We start from the raw sequence: 18847 nt of genomic DNA, 5'->3' as shown, positions 1-18847 counted from the left end.
GATGCCGTTGCCGGAGACAAGTAACGGGAGAGCTTACCCCTCCCCGGCCCTCCCCTTGCCTTTGGCAAAGGGAGGGGGAAAAGCTGGAGCATCCCGCTTACGGCTGCACCACCGTGATCGTGGTCGGATTGGAGCGACCCACACCGCGCAGGTCAGGACGGTACATGTCCTCGGCCAGCGGCGGCGGCACTGTGTAGGTGCCGGGGGTGACCGCGCGCACCAGGTAGAACACGTGTGCGGTGCTGCCACGCGAGAGATTCAGCGCGGCCACGTAGCGGTCATCACGGAACTCTTCGTGCTTGACGTCGGCCGCGCGCGAGCGGTCGCTGATATCCACGCCGTCCACCACCACGTCGGCCCACTGCTTGGCATCGCCTAGGTTGAAGTTCTCGATCTCCAGGCCAGCGGGCAGCAGATCGGTCACCAGCGCGTCGGGCATTGCCGTGTTCGCGGTGATGGACAGTCGCACGATCAAGGCCTCGCCTTCCTTCAACGAGCGCGGCGTCCACGGCTTGCCGTCGGTGCCGTACCAGCTGCGTTCGATGCCGATGTGGGTGTTGTCCGGTGCCGGTGCCTGGCGCGGGATGCCCGCAACTTCCAGGCTGGCGAACATCGGCGCCTCGCCCTGCGGCGAGAAACGCACCCCCTGCGCCAGCTGGGCCGTATCGAACACACGCGCGAACACCTTGCGTGCATCGATGCTCTCGACATTGCCGCCGACGGCCAGTTCACCGGACACCAGCTTCTTCTGGTTGACCATCAACGCCTTGCCCAGCCGCGCCAGTGCCACCTGCTCCTGGGTGCTCAGCCACAGCCAGCCGCTGTTGCGACGTGCATCCAGCTCGCGGCCGAGGCTCACCGCGCGCGCATCGTATTCCGGCTTGGACAGGCCACGCTCGTGCAGCAGCGCGATCATCAGCGCGTCATCCCGCAACGGGCTGCCGTAGTCGCCGAAGTACGAGGGGCGGTCCGCCGTGGGCTTGGCGAACCCGGCCGCGATCGCCGCCTGGCCGCGCTTGCCATCGCCCTGCAGCGACAGCGCCACGCCCAGATGCACCAGCGACAGGCCCGACACCGCCTTGCTGCGTTCGTTGTCCCACAACGTGCGCAGCGTGCCCAACGGTGCCCGGTTGACCCGTGCCAGCACGTAGCCCGAATAGGCCTGGTTGGCGAACTTCAATGCATCGCGGCGGTCCTGCCCGTAGAACTGGTTGCCACCACTGAGCAGGTCCTCGCTGATCCGGTTGAGCGCCTTCTGCAGCACGTTCTCCGGCACGGCGAAACCGGCGTCCTTGGCGTCGAGCAGGAACTCGGCGATGTAGGGCGTCAGCGCCGGATTGATGTAGTCATCGTCACCCCACATCGAGAAGTTGCCGTTGGCCACCTGCATCGAGGCCAGCCGCCCGAACGCGCCTTCCATGCGCTCGCGACGTGCCTTGGCATCCAGCCCATCGGCACCGAGCATGGCCGACGTGGCCTGGTCCAGCATCAGCGCTGCGTAGCCTTTGCTGGTGGTCTGTTCCGCGCAACCGTACGGATAGTTCAATGCGCCCTGCAACGCCGATGCGAACGGGATCGGCGGCAAGGCGCTGACCAGCATGCGCGCATTGACCGAACCGGCCATCAGGCCGCTGGCGAAATCACTGTCCAGCGTGATCGCCGCCAATGGGTCCAGCGTGCGCGTCTGCGAACGCAGCACCTGCGGCCACGCCGCGCGCACCGGCAGGTCGTAGCGGCGGTCCACCTTGAAACCGTTGCCATCCACCCGCACCCGCACCTTGGCCACGCTGTAGCCTTCCTGCGCGCTCAGCGGAAAGCTCAGCGTGCTCTTGGCATCCGCGGCCAGCTGCACCTTGCGCGCGGATTCGCCGATGCCCAGCGGGCCTTCGCCGTCCACCCGCACCGAGAACTCGCCCGGCTTGCCGGTGAAGTTCTGCACGTCCAGCGTGACGGTGCTGCGGTCGCCCGGCGCCATTACCCGCGGCATGCTGGCTTCGGCCAGGATCGGCGCTCGCACCAGCGTCTCCACATCGCGGTTGCCGTAACGGTCGTCGGCATAGACCAGCGCCGAAACCCGCAGCGTGCCGTTGAAATCCGGCACCGGCAGGCGGATACGCGCATTGCCCTTGGCATCCAGCGCCACCGGCCCGGAGAACAGGTCCACGGTCTGCACGCGCGCGGTGGGGCGCTTGGCCTGCGGCAATGCCGCCAACGCCATGTCGCCGCCGAACTTGAGCTTGCCGTTGTTGCCCTCGAAGCTTTCGATCACCCGCCCGTAGATGTCATACGCATCCACGCCCAGGCGCCGCTGCGCGAAGAAGTGCGCCGGCGCATCCGGCACCGCGAAGCGGGTGATGTTGAGAATGCCCACGTCCACGGCCGACACAGTGACATGCGCCGGCTTGCCGGCCAGTTCCGGTGCGCTGACCGTCACCGTCATCGGTTGCTCGGGACGCATCTGCTTCGGTGCGACCACGCCTACCGCCACACGACGATTGCCGCGATCCATCGCCACATGCACCACGCCGACCGCACGCGCCGGGGTGATCCTGCTCGGTGCGCTGCCGCCACGGAACACCAGCGCGGTGACGTAGACGTCATGCCGCTCCCAGTCCTTGGTGACCGGAATTTCAAAGGTACTGCCGGGCTTGGCGTCGATGTCCTGCACGTACAGCATGTGGTCGCTCTCGACCATCAGCAGGCCACGGCCGGCATGCGGCGGTGTCACCGTCACCTTGAGCGTGTCACCGGCCCGGTAAGCGGTCTTGTCCAGCGCCAGCTTGACCTTGTCAGGACGCGCGTCCAGGCCCCGGTTGTCGTCGTCCCAGCTCCAGCCGGCGCGGAACGGATAGCGCATGGTCAGGCCGGTAGCCGGGTCGAACACATCCACCCGGTACTCGCCCCACTCCACCGGGAAGTCGAATCTGGCCGAGGTAGCACCGGCGTCGAGCGTGCGGGTTTCCTTGTTCTCGAAACGACGGGTGAAGTCGTAATCCCAACGGCTGTCGGTGTAGGTCCAGTGGTAATCGCGCAGCTCGCGCACCAGCGTGACCTTCAGCCCCTTGCCCGGCTGCGGCTTGCCGTCGGCATCCACGCGCGTCAGTTCAAAGCCGGCATTGGCGTTGGCATCGGCACCATCGGCGTCGTTGAACAACGGACGCACCGCCACCAGCGCCGGCGCAGGCCACAACACGCGCTTGAGCGTGCGGGTCACGGTGCGGCCACCGGTTTCATAGACGCTGCCGGACAGCAATGCCGAAACCGTGGTGCCCTTGCCCGCCTCGGCCGGGAGGGCGACATCCTGGCGCAGCTTGCCGTCGGCCGGCAGCGTGGTGTCGATCACGTCGTTGGCTTCGCGCGGCAGCTGCACTGTCGGGTCACCGAAGAACCAGCCCGGCATCGATTCGAGCGGATGCTGCTCCACCGCCACCGCCAAACGCGCAGTGAAGCGGTTGCCGTCGGCGGGCGCGCCGTACAGATACGCCGCGTCGGCCTGCAGCTTGAGTGGCTCGCCGGGCTTGAGCGTCTTCTGCGCGCTGTTCAGATCCAGCTTCATGCGCTCGGGCAGGAATTCCTCGATGCGCAGGGTCATGCCCTGCACCGCCTCCTTGCTGCCCGGGTCGGTACGGAATTCCACCTGCCAGCGACCGGTCGGTGCTTCCACGGGAATGGTCTGCTCGAACGAGAAGTAACCCTGCTCACCAGCCTGCAGGCGGGTTTCGCGGAAAGTCTTGCCGTCAGGCTGCTTGAGCCGCAGGAATACCGGATGCCCGCCCTTGGCCGGGCCGGCAAGCGGCTTGCCATCGTTGTCGCGCAGCAATGCCGACACGCGCACGGTCTCGCCGGGGCGGTACAGATCCCGGCCGGACCAGGCGAACACGTCGAAATTGGCGTTCTGGCGGCCAGCCACGGCGAACTCGCTCAGGTCCAGCGCCGGCTGGTTGAACGGCAGCATCGTGGTGTCGCTGCCACTGGAGGCGACCAGCACGTGCGCCGCGTCCAGCGTGTAGTTGAGCAGCGCGTTGCCGTTGGCGTCGGTCTGGCCCTTGAGCACCACCTCGCCCTTGGCATCGATGACCTTCAGCTCCACCTTCTTCGCTGCGGCGCCATTGGCCAGCGAGGCGGTGTGCACGAACAGCGTGTCCTTGTAGGCGCGCGTGTGCAGGCCGATGTCGCTGACGGTAAAGAATGCGGTGTCGTACTCGCTGTCGAAACTGCCGGTGCGCTTCATCACCGCGAAGTACAGGCCGGGCTGCTGCAGCTCCTTCACTTCCTGGATCGGCAGGTAGGTCAGCACGCGTTCGTTCTGCTTGCCGCCGAGCACAAAACGGTTCACGTAGACCGGCTCGGCCAGCTTGGACAAGGGGGTGCGTTCGCTGTACTCGCTGTCCAGCTCCCAGCTGCCACGCCGGCCGCCGCGCTGGTACTGGCTGAAGAAGGTTGGCAGGTCTTTCTCGCGCACGCGCAGGAACTCGACGTCCACCTCCGGCACGTTCACCGATACCACCGGCAGGCCGCGGCTGTCCTTGGCCGGCAGCACGCTGCCCTGCGAGGCAAAGCCCACCGCCGGATCCAGCTCGCCGGTGAAGACCTTCTGCTTCACTTCCGTACCCAGCCGGCTGCCGTCGGCAGCCAGCAGGTCCGGCGAAATGATCAGGGTGTATTCCTTGGCCGCTTCCACGTAGGGATAGCGCAGGGTCTTGCCGTCATCGGACAGCGACCAGCTGCTCTCCTCGGTGCCGACCTTTTCCTCGAAACGCAGCAGCTTGTCGAAGTCCTGGGTGCCGACCAGCGGGCGCGAGAACTCCACCGCCAGGGCCAGCCCGTCACCGCGCTGCTGGTCCGGCCAGGCCCGCAACATCGCGAAGCCCTTGACCTCTTCCTGCTTGGCGACGATGGCCTCGCCGGTCGCACCGGGCAGCTGGCCGGTTTCGTTCCTCTTGCATCCTGCAACCAGGGCCAGCGCCGCCAAAGCGACCGCCGCCCACCGCATACGCACCGACATCCTGTTACCCATGGCGTTCTCCAGCAGATGGCGCCGAGTATAACCAGCCGTCAGTAATGCCCTTGTGTGCGCGTCGGATGTTCTGAGATCAAAAACGCGGCACCCAGGTTCTGCCCGCCACCGGAGCAGCGGGCCGGAAATTTCAGAATGCGTCGCCCGGCACGCGAACCCAGCCTTCCATGAGAATGCGTGCGCTGCGGCTCATCACTGCCTTGGTCACGGTCCATTGACCATCCACCAGCGACACCTCGGCACCGACGCGCAGCGTGCCGGACGGATGGCCGAAGCGCACCGCGTTGCGCTGGCCGCCGCCGGCTGCCTGGTTCACCAGCGTGCCCGGCACCGCGGCCGCCGTGGCAATGGCCACCGAAGCGGTACCCATCATCGCGTGGTGCAATTTACCCATCGACATCGCACGTGCGTTGAGGTCGATCTCACCGGCGAGGACGCCCTTTCCTGCCGAGCTGGTGTAATCCAGGGCACGGTTGACGAACACCACCTTCGGCGTGTGCTGGCGCTTGAGTGCTTCTTCCGGCGCCTTGATCAGGCCCATGCGCAGCGCACCGGCCACGCGGATGGCTTCAAGCTTCGCCAATGCGACCTTGTCCTCATTGATTGCCGGCTGCAGTTCGGTGCCCTGGTAGCCAATTTCTTCGGCGTTGACGAACACGGTCGGGATGCCGGCAGTGATCATGGTTGCCTGCAACGTACCGACGCCCGGCACCTCCAGTGCGTCCACGAGGTTGCCGGTCGGGAACATCGCACCGCCACCCTCGCCTTCACCCTCGTCGGCCGGATCGATGAACTCCAGCACGATCTCCGCCGCCGGGAAGGTCACCCCATCCAGTTCGAAGTCACCGGTTTCCTGTACCTGGCCATTGCTGACCGGCACGTGCGCGATGATGGTCTTGTTGATGTTGGCCTGCCAGATACGCACCGCGCAGATGCCGTTCTCCGGCACGCGCGACGCATCGACATAGCCGGCATGCAGTGCGAACGCACCCGCACCGGTGGACAGATTGCCGCAGTTGCCGGACCAGTCGACGAAATCGGTATCGATGGACACTTGGCCGTACAGATAGTCGATATCGTGATCGGGCTTGCTGCTGGGCGAGACGATCACGCATTTGCTGGTGCTGGATGTCGCACCGCCCATGCCATCGGTTTGCTTGGCATAGGGATCGGGCGACCCGATCACCCGCTGCAGCAGATGGTCACGTGCCGCGCCCGGCACCTGCGCGCTGGTCGGCAGGTCTTCCAGGCGGAAGAACACGCCTTTGGAAGTGCCGCCGCGCATGTAGGTGGCGGGGATCTTGATCTGGGGGGCGCGGGACATTGAGTCGGTTTCCTTGGGTTGTTGGGTTGTGGGCATGGGATCAGCCCCCTCTCCCCAACCCCTCTCCCGCGAGGGGAGAGGGGCTTTTTGTTTACAGCGAGTGCCGGCATTTCTACCGACGTCATGAACCACTCTTGCCCCCCTCTCCCTTCACGGGAGAGGGGCTGGGGGAGAGGGTGCTCACCGTCTTGAGAATCACCTCTAGCACCGCTTCACACTCTCCCAGAATCTCGTTGTTCCAGAATCGCAGCACCTTGAAGCCCTGCGATTTCAACCAAGCATCGCGTACAGCATCACGCGAGCTCTGGTTGTGCTGCCCTCCATCCGCTTCCACGATCACCCGTACACCGAAATGCACGAAGTCCACGATGTATGGGCCCAACGGCTGCTGGCGGCGAAACTTCTGCCCGAGCAGCCGGTGGGCTCGAAGGTGACGCCAGAGCAGTTGTTCGGCGTCGGTCATGTTCCTGCGCAGCTGTTTTGCGAACTTTAGTTTCTGCATGACCGGGGCCTCCTTTGCCCCCTCCCCAACCCCCGCTCCGCGCCCCGGCCCTTGCGCAAGGGCGTTCGATGGGCAACGAACCGGTGGTTCGTAGGCTGCCCCTCTCACCCCACAAGGGGAGAGGGGCTTTGGATTCATGCAGCCTTACAGTTCTCGCGCAGCAGCTTGATCGCTACTCCCCTCTCCCTTCACGGGAGAGGGGTTGGGGGAGAGGGTGAGGCTTTACTTCACGCAACCGAACCCTCCAGAAAATCCTGCGCAAACCGCTGCAACACGCCGCCAGCTTCGTAGATCGCAACTTCTTCGTCCGAATCCAAACGGCAGGTCACCGGCACTTTCAGCACCGTGCCGTCACGGCGGTTGATCACCAGCGACAGCTCGGCGCGCGGCGTACGCAGGCCCTGCACGTCGTAGGTTTCGGTGCCGTCGATGCCCAGCGTATTGCGGTCGGTGCCCGGCTTGAACTCCAGCGGCAACACGCCCATGCCGATCAGGTTGGTGCGATGGATGCGTTCGAAGCCTTCGGCCGCAATCGCCTCCACACCCGCCAGACGCACACCCTTGGCCGCCCAGTCGCGCGAGCTGCCCTGGCCGTAGTCGGCGCCGGCAATGATGATCAGCGGCTGCTTGCGCTCCATGTAGGTCTCGATCGCCTCCCACATGCGCATGACCTTGCCTTCCGGCTCCACGCGCGCCAGCGAGCCCTGCTTCACGCTGCCGTCTTCGTTGCGCACCATTTCGTTGAACAGCTTCGGGTTGGCAAACGTGGCGCGCTGCGCGGTGAGGTGATCGCCGCGATGGGTGGCGTAGGAATTGAAGTCTTCTTCCGGCAGGCCCATCTTGGCCAGGTATTCACCGGCCGCGCTGGACAGCAGGATCGCGTTCGACGGCGACAGGTGGTCGGTGGTGATGTTGTCCGGCAGCACCGCCAGCGGGCGCATGCCACGCAACGTACGCTCACCGGCCAATGCACCCTCCCAATACGGCGGACGGCGGATATAGGTGCTCTGCGGGCGCCAGTCGTACAACGGGCTGACCTTCTCGCCATGCTCGACGCGCACGTTGAACATCGGGTTGTAGACGCTGCGGAACTGCTCCGGCTTGACCGAGGCCTTCACCACCGCATCAATTTCCGCATCGCTCGGCCAGATGTCCTTCAGGCGCACTTCGTTGCCCTCGGCATCGATGCCCAGCACGTCCTTCTCGATGTCGAAACGCACGGTGCCGGCAATGGCATAGGCGATCACCAATGGCGGCGATGCCAGGAAGGCCTGCTTGGCATACGGATGGATACGGCCATCGAAGTTGCGGTTGCCCGACAACACCGCAGTCGAGTACAGATCGCGATCAATGATTTCCTGCTGGATCTTCGGGTCCAACGCACCGCTCATGCCGTTGCACGTGGTGCAGGCGAAGGCGACGATGCCGAAGCCCAGTTTTTCCAGGTCCGGCAGCAGGCCGGATTCCTCCAGGTACAGCTGCACCGCCTTGGAGCCCGGCGCCAGCGACGACTTCACCCACGGCTTGCGGATCAAACCACGCGCATTGGCATTGCGCGCCAGCAGTGCGGCAGCAATCACGTTTCGCGGATTGGAGGTATTGGTGCAGCTGGTGATGGCAGCAATGATCACCGCGCCATCGGGCATCAGCCCCTGCGCTTCCTCAGCCTTGCCCGATTCGAGCTTGGCTTCGTCAGCGATGCCCCGCTCAGCCAGGTCCGACACCGGCAGACGCTTGTGCGGATTGCTGGGGCCGGCCATGTTGCGCACGACGCTGGACAGATCGAACTCCAGCACCCGCTCGTACTCTGCAGTGACCAACGCGTCGGCCCACAGGCCGGTGGTCTTTGCGTAGCTCTCGACCAGCTCCAGCTGTGCTTCCTCGCGGCCGGTCAGGCGCAGGTAGTCGATGGTCTGCTGGTCGATGTAGAACATCGCCGCCGTCGCGCCGTACTCCGGGCACATGTTGGAAATGGTGGCGCGGTCGCCGATGGTCAGCGCCGCCGCACCTTCACCGAAGAACTCCAGCCACGCACCCACCACGCGTTCCTTGCGCAGGAATTCGGTGAGCGCCAGCACCACGTCGGTGGCAGTGATGTTGGGCTGCGGCTTGCCGGTCAGCTTGACGCCGATGATGTCGGGCAGGCGCATCCACGACGCACGGCCGAGCATCACGTTCTCTGCTTCCAGGCCACCCACGCCGATGGCGATCACGCCCAGCGCATCGACATGCGGGGTATGGCTGTCGGTGCCCACGCAGGTATCCGGGAATGCCACGCCGCCCTGCTGGTAGATCACCGGCGACATTTTCTCCAGATTGATCTGGTGCATGATGCCGTTGCCCGGCGGGATCACGTCCACGTTCTCGAAGGCCAGCTTGGTCCAGTCGATGAAGTGGAAGCGGTCTTCGTTGCGACGGTCTTCGATGGCGCGGTTCTTGGCGAACGCATCCGGATCGTAGCCACCGCACTCCACCGCCAGCGAGTGATCCACGATCAACTGCACCGGCACCACCGGATTGACCTTGGCCGGATCACCGCCCTTGTCGGCGATGGCATCACGCAAACCGGCCAGATCGACCAACGCGGTCTGGCCGAGGATGTCGTGGCACACCACGCGGGCCGGGAACCACGGGAAATCGAGGTCGCGCTTGCGTTCGATCAGCTGCTTGAGCGAATCGGTCAGCGTGGCCGGGTTGCAGCGGCGCACCAGGTTTTCGGCCAGCACGCGCGAGGTGTACGGCAGCGTGGCGTAGGCGCCGGGCGCGATCGCCTCGACAGCGGCCTGCGCGTCGAAATAGTCCAGCTTGCTGCCGGGAAGATGCTTGCGGTAATCGGTGTTCATGGCTGGCCTGTGAGGGTCTGGGCTTGCTGGTGTTTGCGGTGGATTGCTCGCGGATGCACGCGATCTCAGCAATCCCACAGCAACACTTGGAATCTGGAGGCTCCCTTCTCCCGCCTGCGGGGGAAGGTGCCCGAAGGGCGGATGTGGGAAGCGTCTGGCAGCGGGCATCGCCTGTCAGAAGCTTCCCCTCACCCCAACCCCTCTCCCGCAGGCGGGAGAGGGGCTCAGGATCGATCTTGCACTCGCGCCTTACGCGCGCTTGTCCAACGGCACGAAGGTCTGGTCTTCCGGGCCGGTGTAGTTCGCGCTCGGGCGGATGATCTTGCCGTCGATGCGCTGCTCGATGATGTGCGCGCTCCAACCGGCGGTACGTGCGATCACGAACAGCGGGGTGAACATCGCGGTCGGCACGCCCATCATGTGGTAGCTGACGGCACTGAACCAATCCAGGTTCGGGAACATCTTCTTGATGTCCCACATCACCGTCTCCAGACGCTCGGCGATGTCGTACATCTTCATGTTTTCCTGCTCGGCCGACAGCTCGCGCGAGACGTCCTTGATCACCTTGTTGCGCGGATCGGACACGGTGTAGACCGGGTGACCGAAGCCGATGACCACTTCCTTGCGCTCCACGCGTGCCTTGATGTCGGCCTCGGCCTCATCCGGCGTTTCGTAACGCTTCTGCACTTCGAAGGCGACTTCGTTGGCACCACCGTGCTTGGGCCCGCGCAGTGCGCCGATGCCGCCGGTGATGGCGCTGTACATGTCGCTGCCGGTGCCGGCGATGACGCGGCAGGCAAAGGTCGAAGCGTTGAACTCGTGCTCTGCGTACAGGATCAGGCTGGTGTGCATCGCCTTGACCCACGACTCGCGCGGCTGCTCGCCGTGCAGCAGGTGCAGGAAGTGACCGCCGATGGAGTCATCGTCGGTTTCCACGTCGATGACCTTGCCGTTGTGGCTCCAGTGGTACCAGTACAGCAGCATCGAGCCGAGCGAAGCCATCAGCTTGTCGGCGATGTCGCGCGCGCCCGGGTGGTTGTGGTCGTCCTTCTCCGGCGACACGCAGCCCATCACCGACACGCCGGTGCGCATCACGTCCATCGGGTGCGCCGACGGCGGCAGCTCTTCCAGCGCGGCCTTGACCGCCGCCGGGATGCCACGCAGCGCCTTCAACTTGGCCTTGTAGGCACGCAGTTCAGCCTTGTTCGGCAGCTTGCCATGCACCAGCAGGTGAGCGATTTCCTCGAACTCGCTGGTGTTGGCCAGGTCCAGGATGTCGTAGCCGCGATAGTGCAGGTCGTTGCCGCTACGGCCGACGGTACACAGCGCGGTGTTGCCTGCGGCGGTGCCGGACAGGGCGACGGACTTCTTCGGCTTGAACGCCGGTGCGGCGGTGGATTCAGACATGGTGTGAACCTCGATCAGATGCAGGATGTGGAAGCCCCTCTCCCACCGGGAGAGGGGTTGGGGAGAGGGTACGAATGCGTGGAATCGCACCCTCTTCCGGCGCTACGCGCCACCTTCTCCCAACGGGAGAAGGGGGCAGGGACTACTTCTTCGCAGCAAACGTCTTGTCCAGGCTGCGCTCGAACTCGTGATAGCCGATCCGGTCGTACAGCTCCTCGCGGGTCTGCATCGTATCCACCACATTACGCTGGTGGCCGTCACGGCGGATGGCTTCGTAGACGTTCTCTGCCGCCTTGTTGGCGGCACGGAAGGCCGACAGGGGGAACAACTGGATCGCAACGCCCGAAGCGGCCAGCTCATCACGGCTGAACAGCGGCGTGGCGCCGAATTCAGTGATGTTGGCCAGCAGCGGCACTTTCACCGCATCGGCGAAGCGCTTGTAGGTTTCCAGATCGTAGGCGGCCTCGGCAAAGATACCGTCGGCGCCGGCCTCGACGCAGGCGATGGCACGCTCGATGGCCGCATCCACGCCCTCCATCTGGATCGCGTCTGTACGCGCGATCAGGAAGAAATCCGGATCGGTCTTGGCATCGGCCGCTGCCTTCACGCGGTCCACCATCTCGCCCTGGGTCACGATCTCCTTGCCCGGGCGATGGCCACAGCGCTTGGCGCCCACCTGGTCTTCGATATGGCAGGCGCCGGCACCGGCCTTGATCAGCGATTTCACGGTACGGGCGATGTTGAACGCGCTCGGGCCAAAACCGGTGTCGATGTCCACCAGCAACGGCAGGTCGCACACGTCGCTGATGCGGCGCACGTCGATCAGCACGTCTTCCAGCGTATTGATGCCCAGGTCCGGCAGGCCGAGCGAGCCGGCCGCAACACCGCCACCGGACAGATAGATGGCGCGATAACCGGCGCGCTTGGCCAGCAATGCGTGGTTGGCGTTGATCGCACCGATCACCTGCAGCGGCGATTCGGCAGCCAGTGCGGCGCGGAAAGCAGCGCCGGCGGAAGAAAGACTCATGGCATGGCTCCTGACTTGGCGGTGGCGACGATGCCATTCCGCTGTGACAAACAATCTGTCACTATCGCAAACATTGATCAATCTTGATTCAATTAATCAACATATTGAATGCACATGTCCGATAACGCCGATCCCGAACTGATGCCTGCCAACGAGGCCTGTGCCCTGCTCGGCATCAGCCCGGCCACGCTGTACGCCTACGTCAGCCGTGGTCAGCTCAGCTCGCGACCGGGCGCAGACCAGCGCAGCCGGGTGTACCTCCGGGCCGAGGTCGAGCGGCTGGCACAACGCAAGCGGGCCGGACGCGGGGCAGCGCGCGGCGCCGCGCAGAGCCTGGACCGTGGCCTGCCGGTGCTGGAAACCAGTATCTCGCTGATCCAGCCGGACTCCCCTTACTACCGCGGCCGCTCGGCGGTCGCCGCCGCGCGCAGCGGTGCCACCCTGGAAGACATCGCGCGCCTGCTGTGGGATTGCGAAGAACAGGACCCGTTCGCTGCCACCGCCCCACAAGCCTGGCCCGAGCGCATCACCGGCCTGGCGCTGGACAGCTCGCTGCCGCCACTGGAACGGGCCATGGCCTGCCTGCCCCTGCTCGCCCTCGAGCAACGCCAATCGCTCAACGCCGCTGCACCAGTCCGCCGCGAAGTGGCCGCGATGCTGCTGCGTCAGAACGCCGCGCTGCTGGTCGGCGTGCAGCCCGACGCGCGCCCGGTGCACCGCCTGCTGGCCGACAGCTGGCGTCCCGGCGACGAAGACTTTGCCGAAGTGCTGCGCGCGGCATTGGTCGTCTGCGCCGATCACGAACTCAACGTGTCCGCTTTCGCAGCGCGTGTGGTGGCATCGACCGGCGCGCATCTGCACGCCACCGTCTGTGCCGGCCTGGCGGCGATGTCCGGGCCGCGCCACGGCGGCGCCACCGCGCGTGCACATGCGCTGCTGCTGGACGCCAAGGCCAGCGGCGCGCCGGCCAACTTCATTGCCGAGCGCTGGCGGCGCGGCGACGACCTGCCCGGCTTCAATCACGTCCTGTACCCGGACGGCGACCCGCGCGGCGCCGAAGTCCTGCGGCTGTTGCGCGAACTACGCGGCGATACGCCGCAGATGCTGCACATCGAAACGGTGCTGGCGGCGGCAGCCGACAACAGCGGCCAGCATCCGAACATCGACGGCCTGCTGGCGGCGATCTGCTACGCATACGAATTGCCTGCATCACACGCGCTGGTGATCTTCGCCACCGCCCGCCTCACCGGCTGGCTGGCGCATGCGCTGGAACAGCAGGCGCTGGGCACGCTGATCCGGCCACGTGCGCGTTACACCGGCCTGGTGCCGGGCAAGACCGCGTAGGAGCAGCGTCTCTCCCGTAGGAGCGGCGTAAGCCGCGAAGCTGACATCAATGACGCGCCGGCGTTGGCAGGTTCGCGATGCAATGAAGCAACAACCTGCCACCTGCAATCGCACGCAATCTGACGATTCCGTTGTTACCGGCTTCGCGGCCGAGGCCGCTCCTACGCAAGCCACTGCGTTACTGCTGTTTCCGGCTCCAGGCCTGGATGATCGCGGCAATCGCCTGCACGCCATCGGTCAGTGCCGCCGGGCCAGGCTGCAGGATCAGCGGCGACTTGATCTCGTGCAGTTCGCCATCGCGCACTGCGTTGATCGCCTCCCAACCGGGACGCGCCGCCACCCGCTCCGGGCGGAACTTCTTGCCGCACCACGAGCCGATGATGATGTCCGGATTTCGCGCGATCACCGGATCGCCATTGGCAAGAATGCGTGCTTTGGCCAAAGGCTCGCACGACAGCTCCGGAAACACATCCACGCCACCGGCAATCTCCACCAGCTCCGCGCCCCACTGGATACCGGTGATGATCGGTTCGTCCCATTCCTCCACGTACACACGCGGACGCTGCGGCAGCAAGGCCGCCCGCGCGGCGATCGCATCCAGCCCCCGTTGCAGTTCGTCGGCATAGGCGTTGGCACGCTCGGAAATGCCCACCAATCCGCCCAGACGGCGGATGTAATCCAGAATGCCGGCCACGCTGCGATGGTTGGCAATCCAAACTTCCACACCATTGCGGATCAGCTCGGCGGCGATGTCGGCCTGGATATCGGAGAAGCCAATGGCCAGATCCGGCTTGAGCTTGAGAATCTCGCCCACCTTGGCGCTGGTGAACGCGCTGACCTTGGGCTTGTCGCGCCGCGCCTGCGGCGGTCGCACGGTGAAACCACTGATGCCGACGATGCGGTCCTGCTCGCCCAGTGCGTACAGCGTTTCGGTCGGCTCTTCGGTCAGGCAGACAATGCGGCGTGGTCCAATCATGGGCTTGCGAACTCGGTTGCGTCGACGAACACCGCCGGGGTGTTCCAAGGGTGGTGCGCGGCGATGCCTTCGTCCAGCAGACGTTGCAGGCGCACCGCGTCGCGCGGAATACAGAACTCCAGGCGGACGCTGGGTTCGCGTACCAGTTCGCCGGCTTCACCGGATGCACTCAGCGTGCCGGCCTGTGCGCGGAACTGTTCATATCCGGGCGCCGATTCCCACATGCCATGCGAGTAACCGCCGGCGGCCAGATCGTCCACGGCCAGGATGCCCGCTTTCAGCGCCTGCAGATGGGTCGGCGGCACAAACACTGTGATGCGATAGACCGGATGCAGTTTCATGAGCGCGCGTCGACCAGCGGCATCCGGTAGTACACGACCCGCTCGGCTTCAGTGAAGCCACAAGCCGCGTGCGCGGCTTGCGCCGGGTGGTTGTCCAGCCCGGTATCGGAGGCCAGCTCGCTGCAGCCGCGATTCCGTGCCCACTGCGCCACCGCGTCGATCAGTTGCCGGCCGATGCCGGTACCGCGCAGTGGCTCATGCACGAACCAGCCCTCCAGAAACCCCACCGGCGAGCTCGATGTCCCATTGACGTAGTCATGCCGCAAGCTGGCTTCCGCCAGCCCCACGGGCTTTCCATCAGCATCGAAGGCCAACAGGCAGGTGCTGTCGTCGGCATCGATCAGCTCACGTAGATCCGCCATTTCCCTCTCGCAATCCGGCCAGAGTTCCACGCGCAACCCGGCCCAGGCCGGCCAATCACCGACCTGCGCCGGCCGCACCTGGAAGCGGCCAGCACTCACGGATACAACAGCCGCTTGCTCCACACGCCGCCCGCGTCGGCCTCGTAGCACCAGCGCTCATGCAGGCGGAAATCAACGCCGTACCAGAACTCGATGCGCTGCGGGACGATGCGGATGCCGCTCCAACCTTCCGGGCGCGGCACATCACGGCCTTCGAACTGTGCCTCGAAACCGGCCAGACGCTGCTCGAACTCCTCACGCGAGGCCAGCGGCTGGGATTGCATCGATGCCCATGCACCGATCTGGCTCATGCGCGGACGCGAGGCGAAGTACACATCGGCCTCGGCGTCGGAAACCTGTTGTGCCTCACCTTCCACACGCACCTGGATGCCGGCCTCGCGCAGGCTGCGCCACAGGAACAGCAATGCGGCGTGGCGATTGGCCTGCAGCTCGCGGCCCTTGCGGCTGTCCAGATGCGTGTAGAACACGAACCCGCGCTCATCGAAGGCCTTGAGCAGCACCGTGCGCACCGAAGGCCGGCCATCGGCATCGGCGGTGGCCACGGTCATCGCGGTGGCATCGATTTCGGTGCTGGCTTTTGCCTCTTCAAACAATGCGGCGAAAGTCGTAATCGCTTCTGCGTAAAGATCAGTCATGGCTCTGCTTCGTACGGCACGGGTTTGGGCTATTGTGGCCGCATGTCTTCCGTTCCGCACAGTTTTTCCGCCCGTCGCTTCGACCAGGCACTGGTCGCGCAGGCGCTGGATGACGCATTGGCCACCGGCGCCTCAACACCGGTGCTGGCCATCAGTGGCTTGCAGGGCAGCGGCAAATCCACGCTGGCTGCACAGGTGGTCGACCTGGCCCGCACGCGGGGCCTGCGCGCGGCAGCGCTGTCCATCGACGACACCTACCTCACCCGCGCCCAGCGCCAGCGCTTGGCCGACCGTATCCATCCCCTGCTGGCCACCCGTGGCCCGCCCGGCACGCACGACCTCCCCCTTGCACTGTCCACGCTGGATGCCGCCAGGAGCGGCAACGCGTTCGCCATGCCACGCTTTGACAAGCTGGCCGATGAGCGGGTGCCGGAAATGCAGTGGAACCAGATCGACGGCCCACTGGACCTGCTGGTGTTCGAAGGCTGGTTCCTGGGCACGCCAGCCGAGGACGAGGACGCCCTGCTGACGCCATTGAACGCACTGGAGCGCGACGCTGATGCCGATGGCAGCTGGCGGCGCTGGTGCAACCAGTCGCTGGCAGACGATTACCCCGCGCTGTGGCAACGGTTCGATCGGCTGTGGTTCCTGCAGCCGCCCGGTTTCTCGGTGGTGCCGCATTGGCGTTGGCAGCAGGAACAGGCCCTGCAGCAGGCCTCGCCCGGGCGCACCAGCATGAGCCGCGCACAGGTGGAGCGCTTCGTGCAGTTCTATGAACGGGTGAGCCGGCAGGCGCTGCGCAGCCTGCCGGGCATCGCCGACCGCGTCATCGCGCTGGATGCACAACGGCAACCGCTACTGGATTGAAACCGCTGTAGGAGCGGCCTTGGCCGCGAGGTCTGCATCGCCTCAGCCGGCGCAAGGCATGCCAGCGCAGCACCGTTGACCGGTCGCAACCGTGGTTTGGCGGCCAAGGCCGCTCCTACAGGGCCAGATGACGCGGTTACTGCACCAGGAAGGTGATGCGCAGGTTGACCCGCCATTCGGTGATGTTGCCCTGGTCGTCGGTCACCGCCTTGGTTTCGCTGACCCAGGCTCCCTGGATGCCCTTCACGGTTTCCGCCACTTTCTTCAACCCGCTGCGCACCGCATCCTCGACGCTGGTCTTGGACGATGCACTGACTTCAATGATCTTTGCCACGCTCATGTCCGACTCCTTCGGTTGCACCACGAACCATTTCGTGGAACGTTGGAGCTTGGCTGCTACCGTGTTAAGGCACTGACACGAGGTGCTAGCATTTCCCCACGATGAACCCCGCCCCCAATCTCATCCTGGTCGGCCCCATGGGCGCCGGCAAAACCTGCATCGGTAAGCGCCTGGCCGAGCGCTTCGGGCTGGTGTTCGTTGATGCTGACCAGGCCATCGTTGATGACGTGGGTTCGAGCATCCCCGAGGTTTTCGAGAACGTCGGCGAAGCCGGCTTCCGTGCCCATGAAAAGCGGGTGCTGGCCGGCCTGCTGGCCCAGACCGGTCAGCTCATCTCCACCGGTGGTGGCGCCGTGCTTGATGCCAACAACCGCCAGCGCATCGCGCAGCGCGGTTTCGTGGTGTACCTGCGGGTCAGCGTCGGCTCGCAACTGCAACGCCTGCACCGCGACAAGACCCGGCCGCTGCTGCAACGCGAAGACCGCGAGCAGGTCCTGGAACAGATGGCCACGCTGCGTGATCCGCTGTACCGCGAAGTGGCCGACCTGACCATCGACACCGATCTTTATTCCCCCGCCGAAGCCACCGCCCAGTTGGTGATCCGGCTTGCCACGCAATGGCAATACTCGGAACTTCCCGCATGACCGCTTCCTCCCGCACCGTCGCCGTTGGCGGCGACCATCCGTACCAGATCCACATCGGCCCAGGCCTGCTGGCCCAGGGCGAACTGCTGGCGCAGGCCATCCGTGGCCGCCACGTGCTGCTGGTCAGCGACGACACCGTGGCGCCGCTGTACCTGGAAGGCGTACGCGCCGCATTGCTAGCGGCCCGGCCGGACCTGAAAACGAGCCAGCACATCATCCCGGCCGGCGAAGCCTCCAAGACCCTGGACAACTTCAGCGCCACCATCACCGCACTGGCAGCGCTCGGTGCCACCCGCGACGCCTGCGTGCTGGCGCTGGGTGGCGGCGTGGTCGGCGACCTGGGCGGCTTTGCCGCTGCCTGCTGGATGCGTGGCGTGGATTGCGTGCAGTTGCCTACCTCGCTGCTGGCGATGGTGGATTCCTCGGTCGGCGGCAAGACTGCGGTGGACATCCCGCAGGGCAAGAACCTGGTCGGCGCCTTCCACCCGCCGCGCGCGGTCATCGCCGATACCGCCGCACTGCGCAGCCTGCCGGTACGCGAACTACGCGCCGGGCTGGCCGAAGTGATCAAGTACGGCGCCATCCGCGACCCGCTGTTCTTCCAGTGGCTGCAGGCCGAACGCGAAGCACTGCTGGCCGCCGACGACACCGCGCTGGCCCAGGCCATCGCCCGAAGCTGCGAGCACAAGGCCGAGATCGTCGAACGCGACCCGCTGGAAAAGGGCGAACGCGCCCTGCTCAACCTCGGACATACGTTCGGGCATGCCATCGAGACCGCGCAGGGCTACGGCGCGCCCGGCAATGACAACCTCAATCATGGCGAAGCCGTTGCAGTCGGCATGGTGCTGGCCGCGCGGTTGTCGGCGGCGCTGGGCATGGCCGAGGCCGCCGACACCGACGCGCTGCGCGACCTGCTGGCCGCCTACGGCCTGCCGGTGACCATTCCGGCCGGGCTGGAAGCAGAGGCGCTGCTTGCGCACATGCGCCTGGACAAGAAGAACATCGCCGGCCGCCTGCGCCTGGTGCTGTGGCGTGGCATCGGCAAGGCCGAAGTGGTGCCGGATGTGGATGAAGCGGCGGTGCTGGAAGTACTGCGGCAGGGATAAGGCGATACAGCGCTTCGCCTCCCCCAACCCTGCTTTGCAAGGAAGGGGGCGA

At 65.5% G+C, this 18847-nt stretch carries 15 protein-coding genes; 4 read left to right on the top strand and 11 right to left on the bottom strand.

The features are described from left to right. Positions 1-97: 97 nt before the first annotated feature. The 6 genes from LR961_RS06050 to prpB all read right to left on the bottom strand — a co-directional run bounded on the left by LR961_RS06050 (position 98) and on the right by prpB (position 12120). The gene (locus tag LR961_RS06050; RefSeq protein WP_232149225.1) at positions 98-5005 is read right to left on the bottom strand and encodes an alpha-2-macroglobulin; all 4908 of its coding nucleotides are present in this window, start codon (positions 5003-5005) and stop codon (positions 98-100) included. 142 nt (positions 5006-5147) lie between these two features. Continuing rightward, a complete protein-coding gene (prpF, locus tag LR961_RS06045) occupies positions 5148-6341 on the bottom strand; it encodes a 2-methylaconitate cis-trans isomerase PrpF (protein ID WP_232147518.1) in 1194 nt (397 codons plus the stop codon). 121 nt (positions 6342-6462) lie between these two features. Then, positions 6463-6843, bottom strand: a complete 381-nt coding sequence (locus LR961_RS06040; RefSeq protein ID WP_232147517.1) for an endonuclease domain-containing protein — start codon at positions 6841-6843, stop codon at positions 6463-6465. 227 nt (positions 6844-7070) lie between these two features. Next, positions 7071-9686 (bottom strand): Fe/S-dependent 2-methylisocitrate dehydratase AcnD, encoded by a 2616-nt coding sequence (gene acnD, locus LR961_RS06035; protein ID WP_232147516.1) that lies wholly within the window; start codon positions 9684-9686, stop codon positions 7071-7073. Between the two features lie 249 nt (positions 9687-9935). Then, the gene (gene prpC / locus LR961_RS06030) at positions 9936-11093 is read right to left on the bottom strand and encodes a 2-methylcitrate synthase (protein ID WP_232147515.1); all 1158 of its coding nucleotides are present in this window, start codon (positions 11091-11093) and stop codon (positions 9936-9938) included. A gap of 142 nt (positions 11094-11235) precedes the next feature. Beyond that, a complete protein-coding gene (gene prpB, locus LR961_RS06025; protein ID WP_232147514.1) occupies positions 11236-12120 on the bottom strand; it encodes a methylisocitrate lyase in 885 nt (294 codons plus the stop codon). A 114-nt stretch (positions 12121-12234) separates the two neighbouring features. Between prpB and LR961_RS06020 the strand changes: the two genes are divergently transcribed. Beyond that, positions 12235-13464, top strand: a complete 1230-nt coding sequence (locus tag LR961_RS06020; RefSeq protein ID WP_232147513.1) for a citrate synthase family protein — start codon at positions 12235-12237, stop codon at positions 13462-13464. A 178-nt stretch (positions 13465-13642) separates the two neighbouring features. On the opposite strand, the gene LR961_RS06015 is transcribed toward LR961_RS06020, so the two are convergent. From LR961_RS06015 to pdxH, 4 genes are read right to left on the bottom strand one after another with little or no spacing between them, the layout of a single operon-like run. After that, a complete protein-coding gene (locus tag LR961_RS06015) occupies positions 13643-14437 on the bottom strand; it encodes a cobalamin-binding protein (protein WP_232149223.1) in 795 nt (264 codons plus the stop codon). Further along, positions 14437-14781, bottom strand: a complete 345-nt coding sequence (locus LR961_RS06010; protein ID WP_232147512.1) for a hypothetical protein — start codon at positions 14779-14781, stop codon at positions 14437-14439. Before LR961_RS06010 ends, LR961_RS06015 begins: the two co-directional genes overlap by 1 nt. Beyond that, a complete protein-coding gene (gene aac(6') / locus LR961_RS06005) occupies positions 14778-15242 on the bottom strand; it encodes an aminoglycoside 6'-N-acetyltransferase (RefSeq protein WP_232147511.1) in 465 nt (154 codons plus the stop codon). The genes LR961_RS06010 and aac(6') overlap by 4 nt, the downstream gene beginning before the upstream one ends. Next, a complete protein-coding gene (pdxH, locus tag LR961_RS06000) occupies positions 15239-15838 on the bottom strand; it encodes a pyridoxamine 5'-phosphate oxidase (protein ID WP_232147510.1) in 600 nt (199 codons plus the stop codon). The genes aac(6') and pdxH overlap by 4 nt, the downstream gene beginning before the upstream one ends. A gap of 42 nt (positions 15839-15880) precedes the next feature. Here pdxH and LR961_RS05995 point away from each other — a divergent pair, with 42 nt between their 5' ends. Then, the gene (locus tag LR961_RS05995) at positions 15881-16705 is read left to right on the top strand and encodes a kinase (protein ID WP_232147509.1); all 825 of its coding nucleotides are present in this window, start codon (positions 15881-15883) and stop codon (positions 16703-16705) included. A 136-nt stretch (positions 16706-16841) separates the two neighbouring features. On the opposite strand, the gene LR961_RS05990 is transcribed toward LR961_RS05995, so the two are convergent. After that, a complete protein-coding gene (locus tag LR961_RS05990) occupies positions 16842-17045 on the bottom strand; it encodes a dodecin family protein (protein ID WP_232147508.1) in 204 nt (67 codons plus the stop codon). Positions 17046-17146: 101 nt separating this feature from the next. Here LR961_RS05990 and LR961_RS05985 point away from each other — a divergent pair, with 101 nt between their 5' ends. Both LR961_RS05985 and aroB read left to right on the top strand, forming a co-directional pair. Further along, positions 17147-17689 carry a shikimate kinase gene (locus LR961_RS05985; RefSeq protein WP_232147507.1) on the top strand — a complete coding sequence of 181 codons (543 nt, stop codon included), beginning with the start codon at positions 17147-17149 and terminating at the stop codon, positions 17687-17689. Further along, positions 17686-18795 carry a 3-dehydroquinate synthase gene (gene aroB, locus LR961_RS05980; protein WP_232147506.1) on the top strand — a complete coding sequence of 370 codons (1110 nt, stop codon included), beginning with the start codon at positions 17686-17688 and terminating at the stop codon, positions 18793-18795. The genes LR961_RS05985 and aroB overlap by 4 nt, the downstream gene beginning before the upstream one ends. Positions 18796-18847 lie beyond the last annotated feature (52 nt).

Origin of the sequence: Stenotrophomonas sp. SY1 (genome assembly GCF_021202945.1) — a bacterium.
Taxonomy (GTDB): domain Bacteria; phylum Pseudomonadota; class Gammaproteobacteria; order Xanthomonadales; family Xanthomonadaceae; genus Stenotrophomonas.
This window is presented reverse-complemented; position numbering and strand designations above follow the sequence as displayed.